17 protein-coding genes and 1 tRNA gene are annotated in these 17145 nt (G+C 47.8%); 13 read left to right on the forward strand and 5 right to left on the reverse strand.

Features of this window, described 5'->3' with window-relative positions; translation table 11 throughout:
* Positions 1 to 2: 2 nt before the first annotated feature.
* Together AC9UCN_RS03480 and AC9UCN_RS03485 are read left to right on the forward strand one after the other, a co-directional pair.
* Positions 3 to 1046, forward strand: a complete 1044-nt coding sequence (locus AC9UCN_RS03480; protein ID WP_509523732.1) for an LLM class flavin-dependent oxidoreductase — start codon at positions 3 to 5, stop codon at positions 1044 to 1046.
* An 82-nt stretch (positions 1047 to 1128) separates the two neighbouring features.
* Positions 1129 to 1785 carry an aquaporin gene (locus tag AC9UCN_RS03485; protein WP_509523733.1) on the forward strand — a complete coding sequence of 219 codons (657 nt, stop codon included), beginning with the start codon at positions 1129 to 1131 and terminating at the stop codon, positions 1783 to 1785.
* A gap of 2 nt (positions 1786 to 1787) precedes the next feature.
* Here AC9UCN_RS03485 and gcvP read toward each other — a convergent pair whose 3' ends face one another.
* The 4 genes from gcvP to AC9UCN_RS03505 all read right to left on the reverse strand — a co-directional run bounded on the left by gcvP (position 1788) and on the right by AC9UCN_RS03505 (position 7201).
* On the reverse strand, positions 1788 to 4625 hold the full coding sequence (gcvP, locus tag AC9UCN_RS03490) for an aminomethyl-transferring glycine dehydrogenase (RefSeq protein WP_509523734.1): 2838 nt from the start codon (positions 4623 to 4625) through the stop codon (positions 1788 to 1790).
* A gap of 10 nt (positions 4626 to 4635) precedes the next feature.
* Entirely contained in the window at positions 4636 to 5010 is a 375-nt protein-coding gene (gcvH, locus tag AC9UCN_RS03495; protein WP_509523735.1) for a glycine cleavage system protein GcvH, read from the reverse strand.
* Positions 5011 to 5156: 146 nt separating this feature from the next.
* Positions 5157 to 6692: a hypothetical protein gene (locus AC9UCN_RS03500; protein WP_509523737.1), complete on the reverse strand. Its 1536-nt coding sequence runs from the start codon at positions 6690 to 6692 to the stop codon at positions 5157 to 5159.
* Complete coding sequence (locus tag AC9UCN_RS03505; RefSeq protein ID WP_509523738.1) at positions 6680 to 7201, reverse strand: hypothetical protein; 522 nt, start codon at positions 7199 to 7201, stop codon at positions 6680 to 6682. The genes AC9UCN_RS03500 and AC9UCN_RS03505 overlap by 13 nt, the downstream gene beginning before the upstream one ends.
* A 113-nt stretch (positions 7202 to 7314) precedes the next feature.
* On the opposite strand from AC9UCN_RS03505, the gene AC9UCN_RS03510 reads away from it, so the two are divergent.
* Both AC9UCN_RS03510 and AC9UCN_RS03515 read left to right on the forward strand, forming a co-directional pair.
* Entirely contained in the window at positions 7315 to 7998 is a 684-nt protein-coding gene (locus tag AC9UCN_RS03510; RefSeq protein ID WP_509523739.1) for a response regulator, read from the forward strand.
* Between the two features lie 58 nt (positions 7999 to 8056).
* A complete protein-coding gene (locus AC9UCN_RS03515) occupies positions 8057 to 9739 on the forward strand; it encodes a sensor histidine kinase (RefSeq protein WP_509523741.1) in 1683 nt (560 codons plus the stop codon).
* A gap of 5 nt (positions 9740 to 9744) precedes the next feature.
* On the opposite strand, the gene gcvT is transcribed toward AC9UCN_RS03515, so the two are convergent.
* The gene (gene gcvT / locus AC9UCN_RS03520; RefSeq protein WP_509523744.1) at positions 9745 to 10842 is read right to left on the reverse strand and encodes a glycine cleavage system aminomethyltransferase GcvT; all 1098 of its coding nucleotides are present in this window, start codon (positions 10840 to 10842) and stop codon (positions 9745 to 9747) included.
* Positions 10843 to 10946: 104 nt separating this feature from the next.
* Between gcvT and AC9UCN_RS03525 the strand changes: the two genes are divergently transcribed.
* From AC9UCN_RS03525 to AC9UCN_RS03565, 9 genes are all read left to right on the forward strand, one after another.
* A complete protein-coding gene (locus AC9UCN_RS03525) occupies positions 10947 to 11351 on the forward strand; it encodes a DUF1003 domain-containing protein (RefSeq protein ID WP_509523747.1) in 405 nt (134 codons plus the stop codon).
* Positions 11352 to 11436: 85 nt separating this feature from the next.
* A complete protein-coding gene (locus AC9UCN_RS03530) occupies positions 11437 to 11649 on the forward strand; it encodes a hypothetical protein (protein WP_509523749.1) in 213 nt (70 codons plus the stop codon).
* Between the two features lie 49 nt (positions 11650 to 11698).
* Positions 11699 to 12169: a DUF3817 domain-containing protein gene (locus AC9UCN_RS03535; protein WP_509523751.1), complete on the forward strand. Its 471-nt coding sequence runs from the start codon at positions 11699 to 11701 to the stop codon at positions 12167 to 12169.
* Between the two features lie 76 nt (positions 12170 to 12245).
* A complete protein-coding gene (locus AC9UCN_RS03540) occupies positions 12246 to 13334 on the forward strand; it encodes a fatty acid desaturase family protein (RefSeq protein ID WP_509523753.1) in 1089 nt (362 codons plus the stop codon).
* Positions 13335 to 13367: 33 nt separating this feature from the next.
* On the forward strand, positions 13368 to 14468 hold the full coding sequence (locus AC9UCN_RS03545; protein WP_509523755.1) for a Gfo/Idh/MocA family protein: 1101 nt from the start codon (positions 13368 to 13370) through the stop codon (positions 14466 to 14468).
* Positions 14469 to 14528: 60 nt separating this feature from the next.
* Positions 14529 to 14601: transfer RNA gene (locus AC9UCN_RS03550), tRNA-Arg, on the forward strand.
* A gap of 17 nt (positions 14602 to 14618) precedes the next feature.
* Positions 14619 to 15221, forward strand: a complete 603-nt coding sequence (locus AC9UCN_RS03555) for a LysE/ArgO family amino acid transporter (protein WP_509523758.1) — start codon at positions 14619 to 14621, stop codon at positions 15219 to 15221.
* A 34-nt stretch (positions 15222 to 15255) separates the two neighbouring features.
* Positions 15256 to 15738 (forward strand): YqhA family protein, encoded by a 483-nt coding sequence (locus AC9UCN_RS03560; protein WP_509523760.1) that lies wholly within the window; start codon positions 15256 to 15258, stop codon positions 15736 to 15738.
* 102 nt (positions 15739 to 15840) lie between these two features.
* On the forward strand, positions 15841 to 17139 hold the full coding sequence (locus tag AC9UCN_RS03565; RefSeq protein ID WP_509523763.1) for a hemolysin family protein: 1299 nt from the start codon (positions 15841 to 15843) through the stop codon (positions 17137 to 17139).
* The last annotated feature ends 6 nt before the right edge of the window (positions 17140 to 17145 follow it).

Consider the following 17145-nt stretch of genomic DNA (forward strand, 5'->3'; position numbering starts at 1 on the left):
CAGTGAACATTAGGTTTGGGCTAGACACCTTCGGGGACATGACCCTAAAAGACGACGGCACGCCTGAAACTGCAGGTCAGGTCCTTCGAAACGTTGTCGAAGAAGCCGTTCTAGCTGAACAAGTTGGCCTTGATAACTTCAATATCGGCGAGCACCACCGCGATGATTTCGCAGTTACTGCACCAGACACTGTTCTTGCCGGAATCGCTACCAAAACTGACAGAATTACTCTCGGATCTGGTGTGACAGTTTTGTCCTCTGAAGACCCAATCAGGGTTTACCAAAGATTTGCAACTTTGGATGGTCTATCAAATGGACGTGCAGAGATAACCGCTGGACGAGGATCTTTTACCGAATCTTTCCCACTGTTTGGATATCAGCTTTCAGACTACGCACAACTGTTCGAACAGAAACTAGAGATGCTGGTTGAGCTTCTAAAGGAACAGCCAGTGAACTGGTCCGGATCGATCAGGCCGCCACTTGTGAACCAAGAGGTGTATCCAAAAACTGAGCGCGGCCATATCCCTCTTCGAGTCGGTGTTGGAGGATCTCCAGAAAGCGTGATTCGCGCTGCCAGGCTAAATGCCAATCTGGCATTAGCAATTATTGGGGGAGATCCTGCAAGGTTCTATCCCTACGCGAAGTTGTATCACGAGCAGATGGAGCACTTTGGTAACGAGGTTCGTCAGATTTCTATTCACTCACCAGGTCACATTGCAAAAACTGATGAGCAGGCGATAGAAGAGCTCTGGCCAAGTTACGAATCAAGTTTTGGTCGCATAGGCAAAGAACGAGGCTGGGGTCCGATGACCAAGGATCACTACTTGAATGAGGTCTACAACGGAAGCTTGTATGTTGGTTCACCTGAAACCGTTGCCAAGAAAATCGCTTACGCACTTAAGTCAGTCGGGGCTAACCGCTTTGACCTCAAGTACTCAACTGGACCTATGCCCCACTCCAAGCTGATGACCTCTATTGAACTATTAGGAACCGAAGTTGTTCCTATAGTCAAGCAAATCCTGGCTGAGTCACTAGCCATCAAATAAGTCAAGCTTGTCGCTGGCAAGACATTTATGTCTGCTGAGCTAGCCTAAATACTGACCAGTTAGACACTTAGTTAGGCCCCGCATGAATTTCAAGGCATTATTCGCAGAGTTCCTAGGAACAACCCTTCTTGTTACAGCCATAGTTGGCTCCGGAATCATGGGTAGTAATCTCTCGGGCGATCTACTAGTTGCCCTCATGGCCAACGCGCTATCTACCGCTTTGGCTCTCGGTTTGCTAATCCTCACTCTTGGCCCAGTAAGCGGAGGCCATTTCAATCCAGTTGTTTCGATGGCTTTGGCTATCAACCAGAGATTTAAAGCTCAAAGAGTCGCCCCATATCTTGCCGCGCAATTCGCTGGCGCTATTTCAGGAGCAATCCTGGCAAACGTTATGTTCGGTTCTGTAGCAATTCAGGTTTCGAGTAAGGGGATGGCTAGCGAGGGCACAGCTATTGGTGAGGTTGTCGCTACCGCAGGACTAGTTTTTATCATTCTTAATTTGATTCAATCCAAGCGTGCCGATCTAATTCCAATTGCAGTTCCAGCTTGGATTGGCTCAGCATATTTCTTTACTTCGTCCACATCATTTGCCAACCCTGCCGTGACGGTTGGAAGAATCTTTACTGATAGCTTTGCTGGAATCGGGGCCCAGTCAGTTCCAAGTTTTGTAATTGCACAGCTGCTTGGTGCAGCACTAGGAATAGTTCTAGCAAAAGTATTTGCTAAGTCCAAAAAATAGTTTTAGGCGAAAGCTTCCGGTGGTGGGCAAGAGCACACCAAGTTACGATCTCCATAGACCGAGTCCACTCGTCTAACCTTTGGCCAGTACTTCCAAAGGTGCTGTGACTTCACAGGAAACACTGCCAACTCTCTCGAGTAAGGGTGGTTCCATTCCCCGGTCAAAATCTTGGCGGTGTGAGGGGCTTGGCGCAGTGGGTTATCTTCAGGACTCCAGGTTCCAGCGCCAAGCTGGTTGATCTCGTTCTTGATGGCAATCATGGCTTCGATGAAGCGATCCACTTCTTGCTTCGGCTCTGACTCGGTTGGCTCGATCATGAGTGTTCCAGAAACTGGGAAGCTCATTGTTGGAGCGTGGAAACCGTAGTCAATCAATCTCTTTGCCACGTCGTCTACGCTCACGCCGGTATCTTTTGTGATTCCACGAATGTCGATGATGCACTCGTGAGCAATCAAACCAGCGTTACCGGTATACAAAAGCGGGAAGTGATCCTTTAGCTTCATGGCTACGTAGTTAGCAGACAACACCGCAACAGAGGTTGCATCGCGCAAGCTCTGGTTACCCATCATGCGAATGTATGCCCATGAGATAGGCAAGATCGATGCTGAACCAAAAGGAGCTCCAGAAATTGGCCCAAAGTTAGGAAGTTCAATCTGAGCCAGCGAGTGTCCTGGCAAGAATGGAGCTAGGTGAGCTCTAGCTGCTACTGGACCAACACCTGGGCCACCGCCACCGTGAGGGATACAGAAAGTCTTGTGTAGGTTCAGGTGCGATACGTCTCCACCCAGAAGTCCAAACTTGGCGTAGCCAACTACAGCGTTGGTGTTAGCACCATCGATGTATACCTGGCCACCTGCGGCATGAACCATGTCGCAAATGTCAGCAATAGCTTCTTCGTAAACACCGTGGGTAGAAGGGTAGGTAACCATCAGAGCAGATAGCTTGTCGCCAGCTTCGGCGATCTTTTGCTTGATGTCTTCTAGGTCCACGTTTCCTAGCTCGTCGCAAGCAACAACAACTACCTTCATACCCGCCAAGATCGCAGAAGCTGCGTTAGTGCCGTGGGCAGAAGATGGAATCAAACAAACTTCGCGCTGGCTGTCACCACGTGAGAGGTGGTAACCGCGAATAGCCATAAGACCAGCAAGCTCTCCCTGGCTTCCAGCATTTGGCTGCAGTGAAACTGCGTCATAGCCAGTTACATCACAGAGCCAACCGGTTAGCTCTTCGATTAGGGTCAGGTAACCTGCAACGTCTTCCTTGGGAGCAAATGGGTGCATGTTGCCAAACTCGGGCCAGGTGACGGCTTCCATTTCAGTAGTTGAGTTCAGCTTCATGGTGCAAGAGCCAAGAGGGATCATTCCGCGGTCTAGTGCGTAGTCGTAGTCAGCAAGGCGCTTAAGGTAACGAAGCATTGCAGTTTCGGAGTGATGAGAGTTGAACACCTGGTGGGTTAGATACTCATCCTTGCGAGAGAGTGTTCCTAGCTTTGTGGTAGCTGAAGCGTTAAAGACATAGTCGACCTTGCCGGCACCGAATGCGGCTGAAATCTTGTTGAGCATTTCAACATCGATGGTTTCATCGATGGAAATTCCAACAGTTTTGTCATCTAGAACCAACATTGTGATGTCTTGTTTTCTAGCGGCTTCATAAACAGTTTTAGCGCTTGGAACCGTTACCTGGAAGGTGTCGAAGAATTCGTTAGGCGAAACTGCAAGTCCGGCTTTCTTGAGTGCATCGGCAAGGGCAAGAGTCTTCTGGTGGACATCGAGTGCAATGGAGCGAAGGCCCTTTGGACCGTGGTACACCGCATACATTCCAGCCATGACAGCTAGAAGCACCTGAGCAGTACAGATGTTTGAGGTAGCTCGCTCCCGTCGAATGTGCTGTTCGCGAGTTTGCAAAGTTAGGCGGTAGGCAGGTGCTCCATCGGCATCCACGGATACGCCAACAAGTCTTCCTGGCATTGATCGCTCAAGATCTTCACGAACAGCCAGGTAACCAGCGTGTGGGCCGCCAAAGCCCATTGGAACCCCAAAGCGCTGGGTGGTTCCAACCGAGATGTCAGCACCAGCACTTCCTGGAGATTCAATCAAACAAAGCGCAAGTAGGTCTGCAACTGCAACCGAAAGTGCCGAGACTTTTTTGGCTGCAGCAAAAATGGGCTTTAGGTCGGTCAGGTTTCCAGAAGAGCCTGGGTACTGAACCAAGACACCAAAGTATTCGCCAGCTAGACCAGCTGCACCCTTGGCTGCGTCAAAGTATGTAATTTCAATTCCAACCGGGGTTGCCCTGTGCTCCAAAAGAGCTTTGGTTTGTGGGAAGCAGTCGTTGTCTACATAGAAGACTTTGCTTTCACTTGTTGATCCTCGTCTAGCAAGCAGCATGGCCTCGGCAGCAGCGGTAGATTCATCCAGCATGGATGCGTTAGCGGTCTTCATTCCCGTTAGGTCATTGACCATGGTCTGGAAGTTGATGATCGCTTCTAGGCGTCCTTGGGAAATTTCTGGCTGGTAGGGAGTGTAAGCGGTGTACCAAGAGGGGTTTTCCAAAACGTTGCGCTTGATAACAGAAGGAGTCAGGGTTCCGTAGTAACCCTGACCAATCAAGCTTGTTGTCACTCTGTTGTTGTTGGCGTGAGCACGAAGGGCTTTTAGGGTGTCAGCTTCTGTGAGCGGATCAGGAAGTTTTCCATCGCCTTTGAATTGGATCGCCTTGGGCAAAGCGGTGGCCATGAGCTCGTCTAGGGATGAGTACCCCAACTCCTTGAGCATGTCAGATTGTTCTTGAGGGGTAGGACCGATGTGACGGTACTTAAAATCTTTGTGCTCAGGAAGCATTTGTTGGTAGTTACCCCTCGTTGGTTAGTTGAGCGTATTCTTCATGGGTTAGCAAAGCAGGTAGTTCTGTGAATTTGATCTTGATCAACCATCCGGCACCCATAGGGTCCTGGTTTACTAGTTCTGGTGTTGCGGTGACGCTGTCATTTACTGCCACAATTTCACCATCTACCGGGGCGTAAAGCTCTCCGACACTCTTGGTGGATTCAATTTCGCCACAAATTTTCATGTAAGTTGTGGAGCTACCAAGCTTGGGTAGGTCAACGAAGACTATGTCACCTAGCTTCTCGGCTGCATATTCGGTGATTCCAACGGTGGCCACATCGCCCTCGATGGATAGCCACTCGTGCTCTTTGGTGTAGTGAAGGCTCTCGGGATTAGTCATGACTTTTGTCCTAGCTTTTCTAACTGTTTGGGTATCTCAAAGCTAATCTAGGCGACACCAGAGTCAAAATTGGCCGAACAGCCGCCAAGGGCTAGCCAAGGCCTGGATGGATAGGGGACCGGTCAACAAGCAAGGCAGACCCTAATTCAATTGTCTCGCTTTGGCGGAACGTACCAGTAGGGATACAAGGGCCTTGGCTGACCACCCTTATTCGAACTACTCAATGAAGTGGGGGCGGCAGGAGGGGGAGGAGTCTGTTTGGTTGAGTATGTGGGCTTTATTGCGGGTTGGGGTTCTGATGATTGAGCTGCGGAAGATTGAACATCATCAAACATCTGTAATTCAGGTGACTGAGATTTAGGGTTGGCTAGCCCTTTAGCCCGCTTCTCCCACTTAAAATTCTGCACCAGCGAGCTAACACGCCAAGAGAACTTAGGCAACACGAAACGGTCTCTCAAAGATGAAAACATTCCAGCAAATTGCCACCACCGACGCCAAAGTGTTTTGTTAGGTGCTTGCTCAACCGAAACTGGATTATCGCTTGATGAAGATACAGCCGGGGCCAAAGTGTATGGCCTATATAGAAGTTCGGGCTTTGGCTCGTTTTCCACCCGAGTTTTTCTACTTGAGCGAAATTCCTTGAATGCTTGAATATAACTCCAGAGTTCAGTTAGTGCCTTAGCTATCTTTTTTCGCAGAGCGAGAAGAAGTATTAGACCCAGCAGGGTTTGCTTCCAGGGAAAAATAATCAAGGTTTGCTGATTAGAAACACTTGTTTTGATTTGGTCCCCGATTTGCCCTTGGGCACTCTTGGTGAATTGGTAGATACCCATACTTAGATTCTTTTTTTCTGAATCAATTGACTGAATTTCCACTGTATTTTGGGTCATTTGGCCAGGAACTAGGAAGGCTGCAGTTGAATTCGAGAACCTAAGCACTTCTGGCTGGCCAAAAATATTTAGTTGCTGAACAATTAGTTCCGATTCAGTCTCTAGAAAAATGTTTCCGCTATTGGATAGCTCATAGTCCACTTGCAGATCACCGTGATTCCTAAAAAATGGAAGGTCGGGAATCATGTTCAACGGGAAAAAGTCTGGGGATACCCTCTCAATTCTTGGCATTGAGAGGGATAGCTCTGGTGCGTATTCATTCATGTTCAGGCTACCCGCCGGCATGTAAGCGAAAGTTGCAACAATTGAAGATCCGACAGTCACTTGTTGGTCAGACTTCTCTTCCGGCACGATTGAAATCGATAAGCCGCCGAGGACTGCCCTGTCAAGAACTTCGTCTTCTTTAAAGCTAAAGTCAATGTCAAAAAACTGGAACTCGCCATTTGGTTGATATCTAGGGTATTCATCGGCAAACTCAATCAGACCGCTTGGAGTAAATGGGCTCGAGTTTAGGGGAAGAGATTTTTTTGATCCAGAAGCTACGGAAACAATGTCGACTAGCTCAACAACAATTCTTGCTTCCTGACCACCCTTCACGGCTAATCGGAAAGAGCCACCTTGGATAGCTTGGTCCTGGCTAGTAAAGACTATGCTGTTGCCTTCTAGGCCATATCGGAAATCTTCATTCTCCTCACCGAAAGATGGAGCATTTCCAGCAAGAACCAAACTGGCAACCGCCAATCCAATCCAGGTGCTGCCTGAACGAATGATTATTTCCCTTAGGGTGTCCACACAACGATTAACGCACCTGTAAATTCACCCGTCGTTGTAGCGTCTGAGGCGTCCAAGGTTCCATAAATGTCGCTATTTCCCATCATGAACATGTCATCCGCAATACAGTCCTCTGTGGAGCCTCCACAATGACTGTCTGACATTACCAAGGGAGAATCTTCATTCGGGGTGAAAGTAATAGCTACTGTTCCTGGAATTTCAATAAACTCACCGCTGCAGTTATCCAACCCTTGTTGGAAGCCCAGGTTAACGCTAAAAGCACGCGTCGAATTCCATTCGATTTCCTCTAGGTCGACTGGGTTGCCATCATCCCACTCGACGTTGTCACTAGGGCTCCATGATGGCGGCGTTATGTCATCATTGCATCCCGTGTCAACTATTTCGACCGTGAGTTCCCAGTTGGCTTCCTCGGCAGTTGCTGGCATTGAGCTGATACCAATTAAAGAAGCTATTGAAAGAAAGAACGCCAAAGACTTAAGAGGCGATTTCCGAGAAGCTATATTTTTCATACCTTTACGATAAGCGTTGGCGAACCTAGCGCAATAGTGAAAGTGGGTTAATATTTAGGATTGAGGGGTTAGCCCGACAGAATCAAGCTGTCGCAGACCGCCAAGTCCAATTAGTGAAGGATTCCCTAGATACTGGAGTGGTGAGCATTCGAGCAGTTGTCGTTGAAGATGACGATTTTACGCGCATGATGATTGTCAATTCATTAGAGGGCCAGGGCGTCCAGGTCCTGGCGAGTTGCTCAGATGCTGTGGATGCCCTGGTGCAGATAAATCATTTGAAACCCGAACTAATTGTTGTTGACCTGCATCTTGGTAATGGACCAACTGGCCTAGACGTTGCAACAGAGGTCCGAAGAAGTGCGCCAAAAGCGGGGGTTGTGTTTCTAACAAGTTACGAAGATCCTCGAATTCTAAATCCAAATTTGCCTCCACTTCCATTTGGATCGGTCTACCTAAACAAAAGAAATGTAAATGACATCAACGTGCTCAAGGAGGCTATGAATAGAGCTCTCGACCACAGGTCCTGGAAAGCCCCAAAAAGAGAATCGCCAAAATCTTCAAACTCTATATCGAGCCTTTCAAACTCGCAATTGGAAACCCTCAGACTAATGGCCCAAGGCTTATCAAATTCCGAGATTGCCAAGCGAAGGTTTGTGACAGAGAAATCGGTTGAAACCTCAATTTCCAGGCTTGCAAAGGCTATGGGGCTCAAGTCTGATCCGTCGATAAACCAAAGAGTCCATCTCGCTAAAGTCTATTTCAGGGCCCTAGGGGTCGACTCGGGAGATAAAGATTAACTGGAAGGCACTTTCCCAAGACATTGGCGGCAAACATTTAGTAAACCGTCAAAGTCTTTTGTTTTTCACGCCCTACATAGTTGTTGTCTCTGTTCTTTCAAATGGCACATCAATTTCAGACGCTTCTCTGCCATTTTCTGTCGTTCTTCTGAGGTACGCAGGCCTTGTGCTTGCCAACATCGCCTCGATTTTGGCTTGTTGGCTATACATCGAAACTGTTGATCGGACGCTTTTAAGAAACAAGGAACGTAAGCCAATAAGGCTCCCCTGGGTGCTTCTTTTCGGAGCTAGCTTGGGTTTTCTGAAAGGGTACACAACTGGATTATTCAGCTGGCTGTTGGGTTCGGAGTTGGACTTAGGTTTAGCGGTTTCTAACCGCGTACTTCAAACAACGCTACTTGGGACATGGACCATTCCTTTGCTTGCAATTGCCACGGCAACATTTCTTCGTTATAAGAAAGAGCGTGAAGTACTTCTTGCGGAATCCCTCGAGCAACGTTTGAATTCAGGAGATTCTATTCAAACCTCAGGAGGGTCCTCGGAAGAGCTCGACCGATATCTTTTTCGCGCAAAGGCAGAAGTTTCTGCAATGCGATATATGGCTGAGAATGCGACTCAAAGTCAAATCATATCTAGAAAGCTTCGGGAATTAGTCGAGACAGGCTTGAGGCCAATTAGCCACAGAATTTGGAAAGAAAACTCACAAACCGGTAGAGAGCTGAAGATTTCTGAGCTTGTGATACTTGCGGTTGAGAAGAACCCCTTTCCAATCCGTTTTATAATCGGTGGTCTTGCAGTAGGCATTCTCCCTATATCCCTTTCCTCTTTCCCTTATGTAGAGGCGTTTATCAGAACACTGATGATGCTGTCTGTGACCACGCTAATTCTGATTTTGGGAGAGGCTTTTTCCCGGAAGTCAAGAATTAATATCTGGATTAGGATCATCACCGCAAATTTGATGGCAACATCTGCAAGCCTTGTCGTAGGGGACGCTTTCTTTGACTCTACCTTTGCGACTGTTAACCCAACAAGCTGGTTAGCTCTTTTTATATGGCAATTGCATTTGAGCGTTTTTTCTTCAGTTGTTTATGAGGTTGTTAACACTAGAGCTCAAATGCGCCAACGCTTGATTGAGTCCTTGGGCAAAAATATGCTGGATTCTGAAGTTAGCGCTGCATTAGGTCGTATAAAAAATAGAGATTTGGCTCAGTACATACACGGAAGCATTCAAAACAAATTGCTTTCATTTGCCCTGAAATTTGACCAGGAGAACCTATCAACCGATGACGTGTCAAGGCTTCTTAACGAGGTTGAGAATCTCTTTTCGACAGCAGAAGGTGACTATCAGAAGGTTGATGCAACTGACCTAGATAAGGAGCTTTCGCAACTTGTACAACGTTGGTCAGGCTTTGTTGGAATTGATTTGAAGAACCAAATTTTTAGTTCAGTTCTGTCGAGTGGAGAGATTAATTCGATTGCTGAGGTAGTTTCGGAAGCTGTCTCAAACGCAGTTCGACATGGATTAGCAAAAAACTTGAAGATCACCCTTGGGAAAATTGAATCCAATAACAGCCAGATAGAAATTGTTGTTGAAGATGACGGGTTGGGACCAAGATCTGGGAAAGCTGGGCTTGGAACTGAACTTTTCAATGTGACCTCAGGCGTCAATTGGTCCCTGACGCCTGCGAATATGGGTGGAAGTGTGCTCCGAGTTCGAATCACGACTCAGTCAAAAATTTAGACTTTTTAGTTTGATCTTTTGTAGAAAGGCAATTTCACAACTTCAAATTCAAGTCTTGTGCCTCTTACATCTACCGAAACTTTAGAACCAGCTTCAGCGAGATCCAAATTCAAGTACCCCATAGCCACTGGGAAACCAAGCGTTGGTGAAAGTGCACCAGAGGTGATAACTCCAACGGATGAACCCGACTCATCTGAAAAGATTTCGTAGTCAGCGCGAGCAGCTCTCTTTCCTTCTCCAGTCAAGCCGACAAGTACCTTCGATGGCTTGGATTCTGAAAGTTTTGTCAGGGCTGCCTTTCCCACGAAATCCCCGGGCTTGTCAAGGCGAACCACTTTTCCAAAGCCAGCTTGGTAGGGGTTCACGTTTTCGTTCATCTCATGTCCATAAAGAGGCATGCCAGCTTCGAGCCTCAATGTGTCTCGGCAGGCAAGGCCTGTTGGCATGAGCTCAAACTTAGAACCAGCAGCCATAAGGGCATCGAAGACTATTTCCGCCGAGGCTACGGGGATGTAGATCTCGAACCCGTCTTCGCCGGTGTATCCGGTTCGAGCCAGCAAGCAGTCAACGGTTGCGATCTTTGCTTCCGAGATTGCGTAATACTTCAAATCTGAAAGCGGGGCTGAAGTGATTGCTCCTAGAATCTCAACAGACTTGGGTCCTTGGATAGCAAGTAGCACCCAGGCGTCGGATTCGTCTCTTACTTCTGCGTCAAAACCAGCAACTCGCTTTTGAAAGGCTCCAAACACGACATCTTTATTAGACGCATTTGCTACCACCAGGTAGCTAGCATCTCCGAGGCGATAAACAATCAAGTCATCAAGGATTCCGCCTGCTTCGTTGCAGATTAGAGAGTACTTTGCTCTACCAACTGCAATTTCTGAAGCTGCTCCAACTAGTGCGTAGTCAAGGAAGCTAGCGGAATCCTTACCTTCTATAAAAATCTCTCCCATGTGTGAGATATCGAATAGCCCAGCTTTGGTTCTGACCGCTTCGTGCTCCGCTAAATCAGAGCTATATCTAACTGGCATTTCCCAACCACCGAAGTCGGTGAAGCTAGCGCCAAGATTGGCGTGTTTTTGCCTTAGCGGGATGGATTTCATGACACTAATCTAAAGCATTACTGGGGCATTCTTTACCCGAGGTCAAGCGTTGCCTTAGTGGGCTAGCGTTGATACGAGATCGGCCGAGAAAACAGGAGTTTCAAATGTCCCAATGGAGTAACCACCCGGCAACCGCCAAGTATGGAAAGAGCCAACTGAGTTTTGGCCAGCGATCAGCGGATGTTCTTCGAAACGCGATGGGGTCATGGCCATTTGTGTTTGGAGCGCTTGGATTTCTAGCTCTCTGGATGTATTTCAACAACGATGGTTCGTTTGACCCATTCCCATTTATCTTGCTAAATCTCATCCTGTCCTGCATTGCTGCCTTGCAGGGGGCGATATTGCTTATCGCTGCCAAAAGAGAAGATCAGATCAATTCAGATCTTGCTATACACACCTACCAAATAGACCAGGAAAACCTTGAGCTAACAAAGCAGGTTCATGAGCTAAGCAAACGGATCGAAAAGCTGACAATAGAGGTCCACGAGGCTGTAAAAGCCAAGGAATAATAAGGCACGACCCGCCCCCATAAATGTCAGAGGCTCCAGCTAGCTTGTCTGATAAGAATTAACTACTGCTTTTGGGGGAGCATAAATGGGGATATTTACTTGGCTAAAGAAAATATTGACTTTTGATCCGACGGTTTACAAACCACCGGTTGAAACCAAGAACGACTCTGGACCTTCGATGACAGAAGGCGACTTTCGTTCTGGACCGGAAGGTTACTCACCTAATACTTCTTATCCAGATACTTTTTATGGCTCTAGTGGAGAAAGCGACCAGGACGAGGGCGATTTCAACAGGTAGCAGCTCCTTCGTTCCAAGCATTGCCAAGTTTCAGCAATAGGCTTGAAGGATGAACGGAACTCCTAAATCCATATTTGGAACATTTGCACTTATTGAAATGATGACCTGGGGCTTGCTTATTGCAGCCATCATCTCCAGGGAAACAATTGGTCTGGCGCCAAACATGTTCTTTATCGCTGGCGCTACCCACGGTTTTGCCTTCATTGGTTACTCCGCAACAGCAGTCTTGGTCGCCGTGAATCAGCGCTGGCCTCTTGTTCGTGGGGCAGTAGCTGTGCTGCTCGCAATAGTTCCTTTTGCGACCGTGCCATTTGAAAAGTATCTCGAGAAGCGCAAGCAACTAGATGGTGAATGGCGCACCGAGAAGTCAAATAACCCTCTGGATAAGACCAAATTCGATCAGCTGTTTAGGTGGTTTATCAACCATCCGGTGATTTTGGTGCTGACCCTTTTTGTCTCAGTGATTGGTCTCTTTACGTTCTTACTATGGCTAGGCCCTCCTAGCGAGTGGGGAAACTAGAGCTACTCAGAGACCTTTTTCACGATACTTCGGCATTTTGGGCTGAAAAGATTCGTGGGCAACATACACTTGGCTAATGAGCGTAATGACCAGCATTCAGGCGCCGACTCAGTTTGCCGAGATTATGCACCGCGTGCGAAACGCAGGGTTACTTGAGAAAAAGCCAAGTTTTTACATCATTCGCCTAATTGCGATCACCATCATTTCGGCGGGCCTTTGGGTCCTAGGTGGTTACATCTCCACGTTGGTGGATCAAAGCACAATCTTTATTCTTTTGGCCTTCTTGGTTGTGGGCCTACTCGGCATTGTCTCGGCTCAGTACGGCTTTATTGCTCACGAGGCAGCACACAGACAGATCTTCCGCAGCAATAAAGCCAACGACTGGTTTGGTTTGGTGTTGGCCAATCTTTTCGCGGGTCTAAGTTATGGATTCTGGCTGCGAAAGCACAACAAGCACCACCAAAAGCCAAACCAAATCGGCGAAGACCCAGACATTGCCATCAGAGTCTTAAGCTTCACTCCCGAGTCAAGAAATGCCAAAAAAGGCATAGAGCGCTGGCTCACCGAGCGTCAGGGCTATTTGTTCCCGCTGCTTCTTTTGTTTACCGGATTTGACTTATTGGTCGACAGCTTTGCTGGCTTGAAATACAAAGAGCGCAAGATTGGAACTAGGTTCTTAGAATTCGGTCTCATGATGATTCGACAGGTTGCTCCGTATGTGGTCTTTGCAATTTTGTTTGGCTGGGCCTGGGCTATAGCGCTTTGGTTTTTCATGATGATGATCTTTGGATTCTTTATGGGAGCAGCCTTTGCTCCAAATCACAAAGGAATGCCACTGGTTGAAAAAGACGCCAAGATCGACTTCTTCACAAGACAAGTTCTAACCAGCAGAAACATCAGAGGCAGTTGGCTAACAGATAATCTAATGGGTGGCCTGAACTACCAAGTTGAGCATCACTTGTTTCCTTCGATGGCGAGACCTTATCTGAAGCGAGCTCACAAGATTGTGCTCGATTACTGCAAAGAGAACTCCGTGCCACTTGTTGAGATGAACTTACTTTCAAGCTACGTGGCCATTATGAAGTATCTAAACAATGTTGGTCTCAGTAACAACTCAGACCCTTTTGTTTGCCCGATGGTTGCAACTCTGAGGCCAAGAAACTAGAAGTTGCCTTTTACTGCTAGAGGTGATCTATAGATGGCAAATACACAACAGCTGAGAATGGCCATTATTGGCGCTGGGATCATTTCCCAGTCCATTCACATTCCATCCATGTTCAGGGCTGGAATAACTCTTTCCGCCGTTTGCGACCTCTCGCCATCTAGGGCCAAAGAGGTTTCTACAAAATACGCCGTCAAAGGCTCTAGTGACCCCAGAGAAATACTTGACGACCCGGAAATTGATGCCGTTTTGATTGCCACTTCCGGTTCCCATGCGGAATTGACCATTGCGGCACTGAAAGCCGGGAAGCACGTTCTGGCTGAGAAACCGCTGGCGCTTAACTCCAAGGAGCTAGACGCAATCGAAGCAGCGCAAAAGCAAAGCGGAAAGATTCTGCAAGTCGGCTACATGAAAATGTACGACCCACTTGCTCAGCGAGCAGCCAAAGAAATTGCACTACTAAAGGACATACGCCTGGTTCGCGTTACCGTGTCTCACCCCGCGGATGCGCCACAGATTGCCCACCTGAGACTAAAGCCACCACTGGACGACGCTGACACTAAAGAAATTGAACGAGCCAGGCAGTACGAGATGGAACAGACCGAAATCGCCTTTCCGGGAGCTCCAGAGATTTTGCGGGCTTTCTATAAGAACATCATTCAGGGTTCTTTGATCCACGAAACCAGCATGCTGCGCGGCTTAGGCTTTGAGCTCCCAACAATCTGGCAGGCAGAAGTGTTTCCTGAACTTTCCGGAACTACTCCGTCTTCGATACTCGCGGTTGGGAAAGTGAAGGACACCCGGTTTATCTTGAGCTGGAACTGGCTACCGGAATACCCAGAGTATGACGAGGAGCTTAAAGTACTAGCTTCCAACGGACGATTGGAATATCACTTAGCCAAGCCTTACGTGCTTGAAGAGCGCAGCAGGCTTACTGTTTTCAAACATGACTTGGACGAAAGACAGGACACCACTTATACGCAAATAAATGAAACTGGATTTCTGCGCCAGCTTCTAGCTTTTAAGGATTCGGTAATTAACGGCACCGAGGTTATTTCGAATTTAGCTGGAGCAAGAAAAGACCTTGCAGTGCTTGAAGCAATCACCCGTTCCATCATTGATTCCCAGCGGACCTGATCCTCGACCGCAACTAGGTGGCCTGTGTAGACTGGAAAAGCCTCCAACCCAGGCACACTCGCCTTCGTAGCTCAGTGGATAGAGCAAGAGCCTTCTAATCTCTTGGTCGCAGGTTCGATTCCTGCCGAGGGCACCGCGTAAGCTGAACTAATGCTTGCTTCAATACCTGGTTTCTTCACCGGACTTTCGCTTATTATCGCAATCGGTGCCCAAAACGCATTTGTTATCCGGCAAGGACTAACGAGAAGACACGTTCTACTCGTGGTTGCGATATGTGCCGTTTCGGATGCAGCTCTGATTGTTTTGGGTGTTGCAGGCCTTGGGGCCCTTATCTCTGGTCTTCCATGGCTACTGGAGATTATTCGCTGGTTTGGCGTTTTGTATTTGACCTGGTTCGGTATCAAATCCCTAAGGTCCGCTTTCAAGGTGCAGGTGCTAGATGCTTCAGGGGTTCAAAGTGGCAGCGCCAAGACCGTTGTCTTGTCAGTTCTTGGCTTTACTTTCTTGAATCCTCATGTTTACTTGGACACCGTGATTTTGCTTGGCTCGATTGGCAATCAATTTGGACCAGATAAGTGGTGGTTTGCCCTTGGAGCGGTAGTTTCGAGTTTTGTCTGGTTTAGCTCGATCGGCTTCGGGGCCAAGGCGGCTGCCAGGTTCATGTCCAAACCTGTTTTCTGGAAAGTTCTGGATATTCTCATAGCGGTTGTGATGTTCAGCATCGCAATAATGCTGGCCTTCTATAGCTTTTAGGACGGTTTTGGCTGGTGGCTAGTACCATGGGTAAATGCGCAAAGTTCTAGGCCTTACGAGATACGCAGTAATTGTTCCTTCGATTGCTTCAATCATTGGTGCTTTGCTATTGATGGCCCAGGGTTCTATTTCAATCATGATGGTAATAGCCGATGCGGTTCTAAACGATGCATATCTCAAGGACACCATCGTAGATGTTCTTACCGCGGTCGATGCCATCTTGCTTGGCACTGTGCTTCTTGTTATCGGCTATGGTCTTTACGAATTATTTGTAGACACCAGGCTTGAAGTGCCTGCTTGGCTACAGGTTCGAGACTTGGACGATCTAAAGTCAAAACTTATTGGAGTCGTTGTAGCGATTATTGCCGTGGTCTTCGTTGGTGTATTTGTTGATGCAAATCGCGCTTCTGACGTTGTTTCTTACGGACTAGGCGCTGGAGCTTTGGTTGCTGGTTTGGCGCTCTTTGCCTACGCAACTCGTAAAGACGGGGTAGTAAAGAAGCCAACCAAGCGCTAGTTGGCCAGTAATTTGGCTAGCAATCTAGAATTTTTGTCTTTTGGTGTTTTATCTGGCAAATTTATGGAAACATAGTATTTCAACATCTAAACAGCAATTGGGGTGAATCGAAACAGGTCCTTGGAAATAATCCTGCTGTTTTCTCTCATACTCATTAATGGCCTTCTTGCCATGTCAGAGGTTGCTCTACTTACCTCAAAACGCGCCAAGCTTTCGGCGATGGCCGCACGTGGCAAGAAATCTGCCGAAGTGGCCATTCGCATCAGCGAAGACCCAACCCAGTTTCTTTCCACAATTCAAATCGGTATCACCTCGATTGGTCTACTGAGCGGAATCGTAGGAGAGTCCATCTTCGCTAAGCCACTGGCTATTTGGCTTCAAAGTGTTGGAGTCCTTGACGGAGTAGCAGATGTATCAGCCACTGTCTTCGTTGTTCTTATTGTTACCTTTATTGCCATCACGGTCGGCGAGCTAGTTCCAAAGCGAATCGGCCAATCCAACCCGGAGCAGATCGCAGCAGTAATTGCTACACCGATGCTTATTCTTTCTAAGGTCACCAAGCCATTTGTGGTGATTTTGACCGTCACCACAAACACTCTTCTTCGACTCTTTGGTGTTGGTAAGCACAAAGAAGCCACCGTAACCGAAGACGAGATCGAGGCGATCTTGGACGAGGGTTCGGTTGCTGGCTTGATTGAAGACCAAGAGCGCGAATTGGTGAAAAACGTCTTCCGCTTGGACGATAGAAAACTTGGCTCCTTGATGGTTCCTAGATCTGAAATTGTCTTTGTTGATATCAATGATCCTGAAGCCGAGAGTTTCAATCTGATTGCACAGTCGGTTAGGTCAAGGATTCCAGTGTGTGATGGCGGCTTGGACTCAATTATTGGAGTGCTAAGTGCCAAGACTGCTCTTTCAACCGTTGCCAGAGGAGAAAAGCTCAGCCTGCAAGACAACCTGGAGCCACCTCTCTATGTTCCTGAGACCCTTACCGGAATGGACCTACTGGATCAGTTCAAAGAATCTCGCACCCACATCGCGTTCGTGGTGGATGAGTATGGTGGCCTCGAGGGACTTGTGACCATTCAAGACATCTTCGACACCTTGATTGGTGAAATCGTCACCGAAGGTGAAGAAGCTACCGATCCGGTTCAACGAGACGATGGCTCGTGGCTATTCGAGGGGGACACTTCTATACCTGAGATCAAAGACTGCCTGGTTATTGATGAGCTACCTGAACAAGACAAGGGTCGTTATCACACCGTCAGTGGACTTATCTTGTTACTGCTTGGAAAGATGCCAGTAGCTGGCGACAGTGTAATTCTTCAGGACTGGAAGCTAGAAGTTGTTGACATGGATGGCCGTCGAATAGACAAGATTCTCGCTACGCGAATTAGCTAGCAGCTG

Origin of the sequence: Rhodoluna sp., assembly GCF_036721215.1 — a bacterium.
GTDB lineage: Bacteria > Actinomycetota > Actinomycetes > Actinomycetales > Microbacteriaceae > Rhodoluna.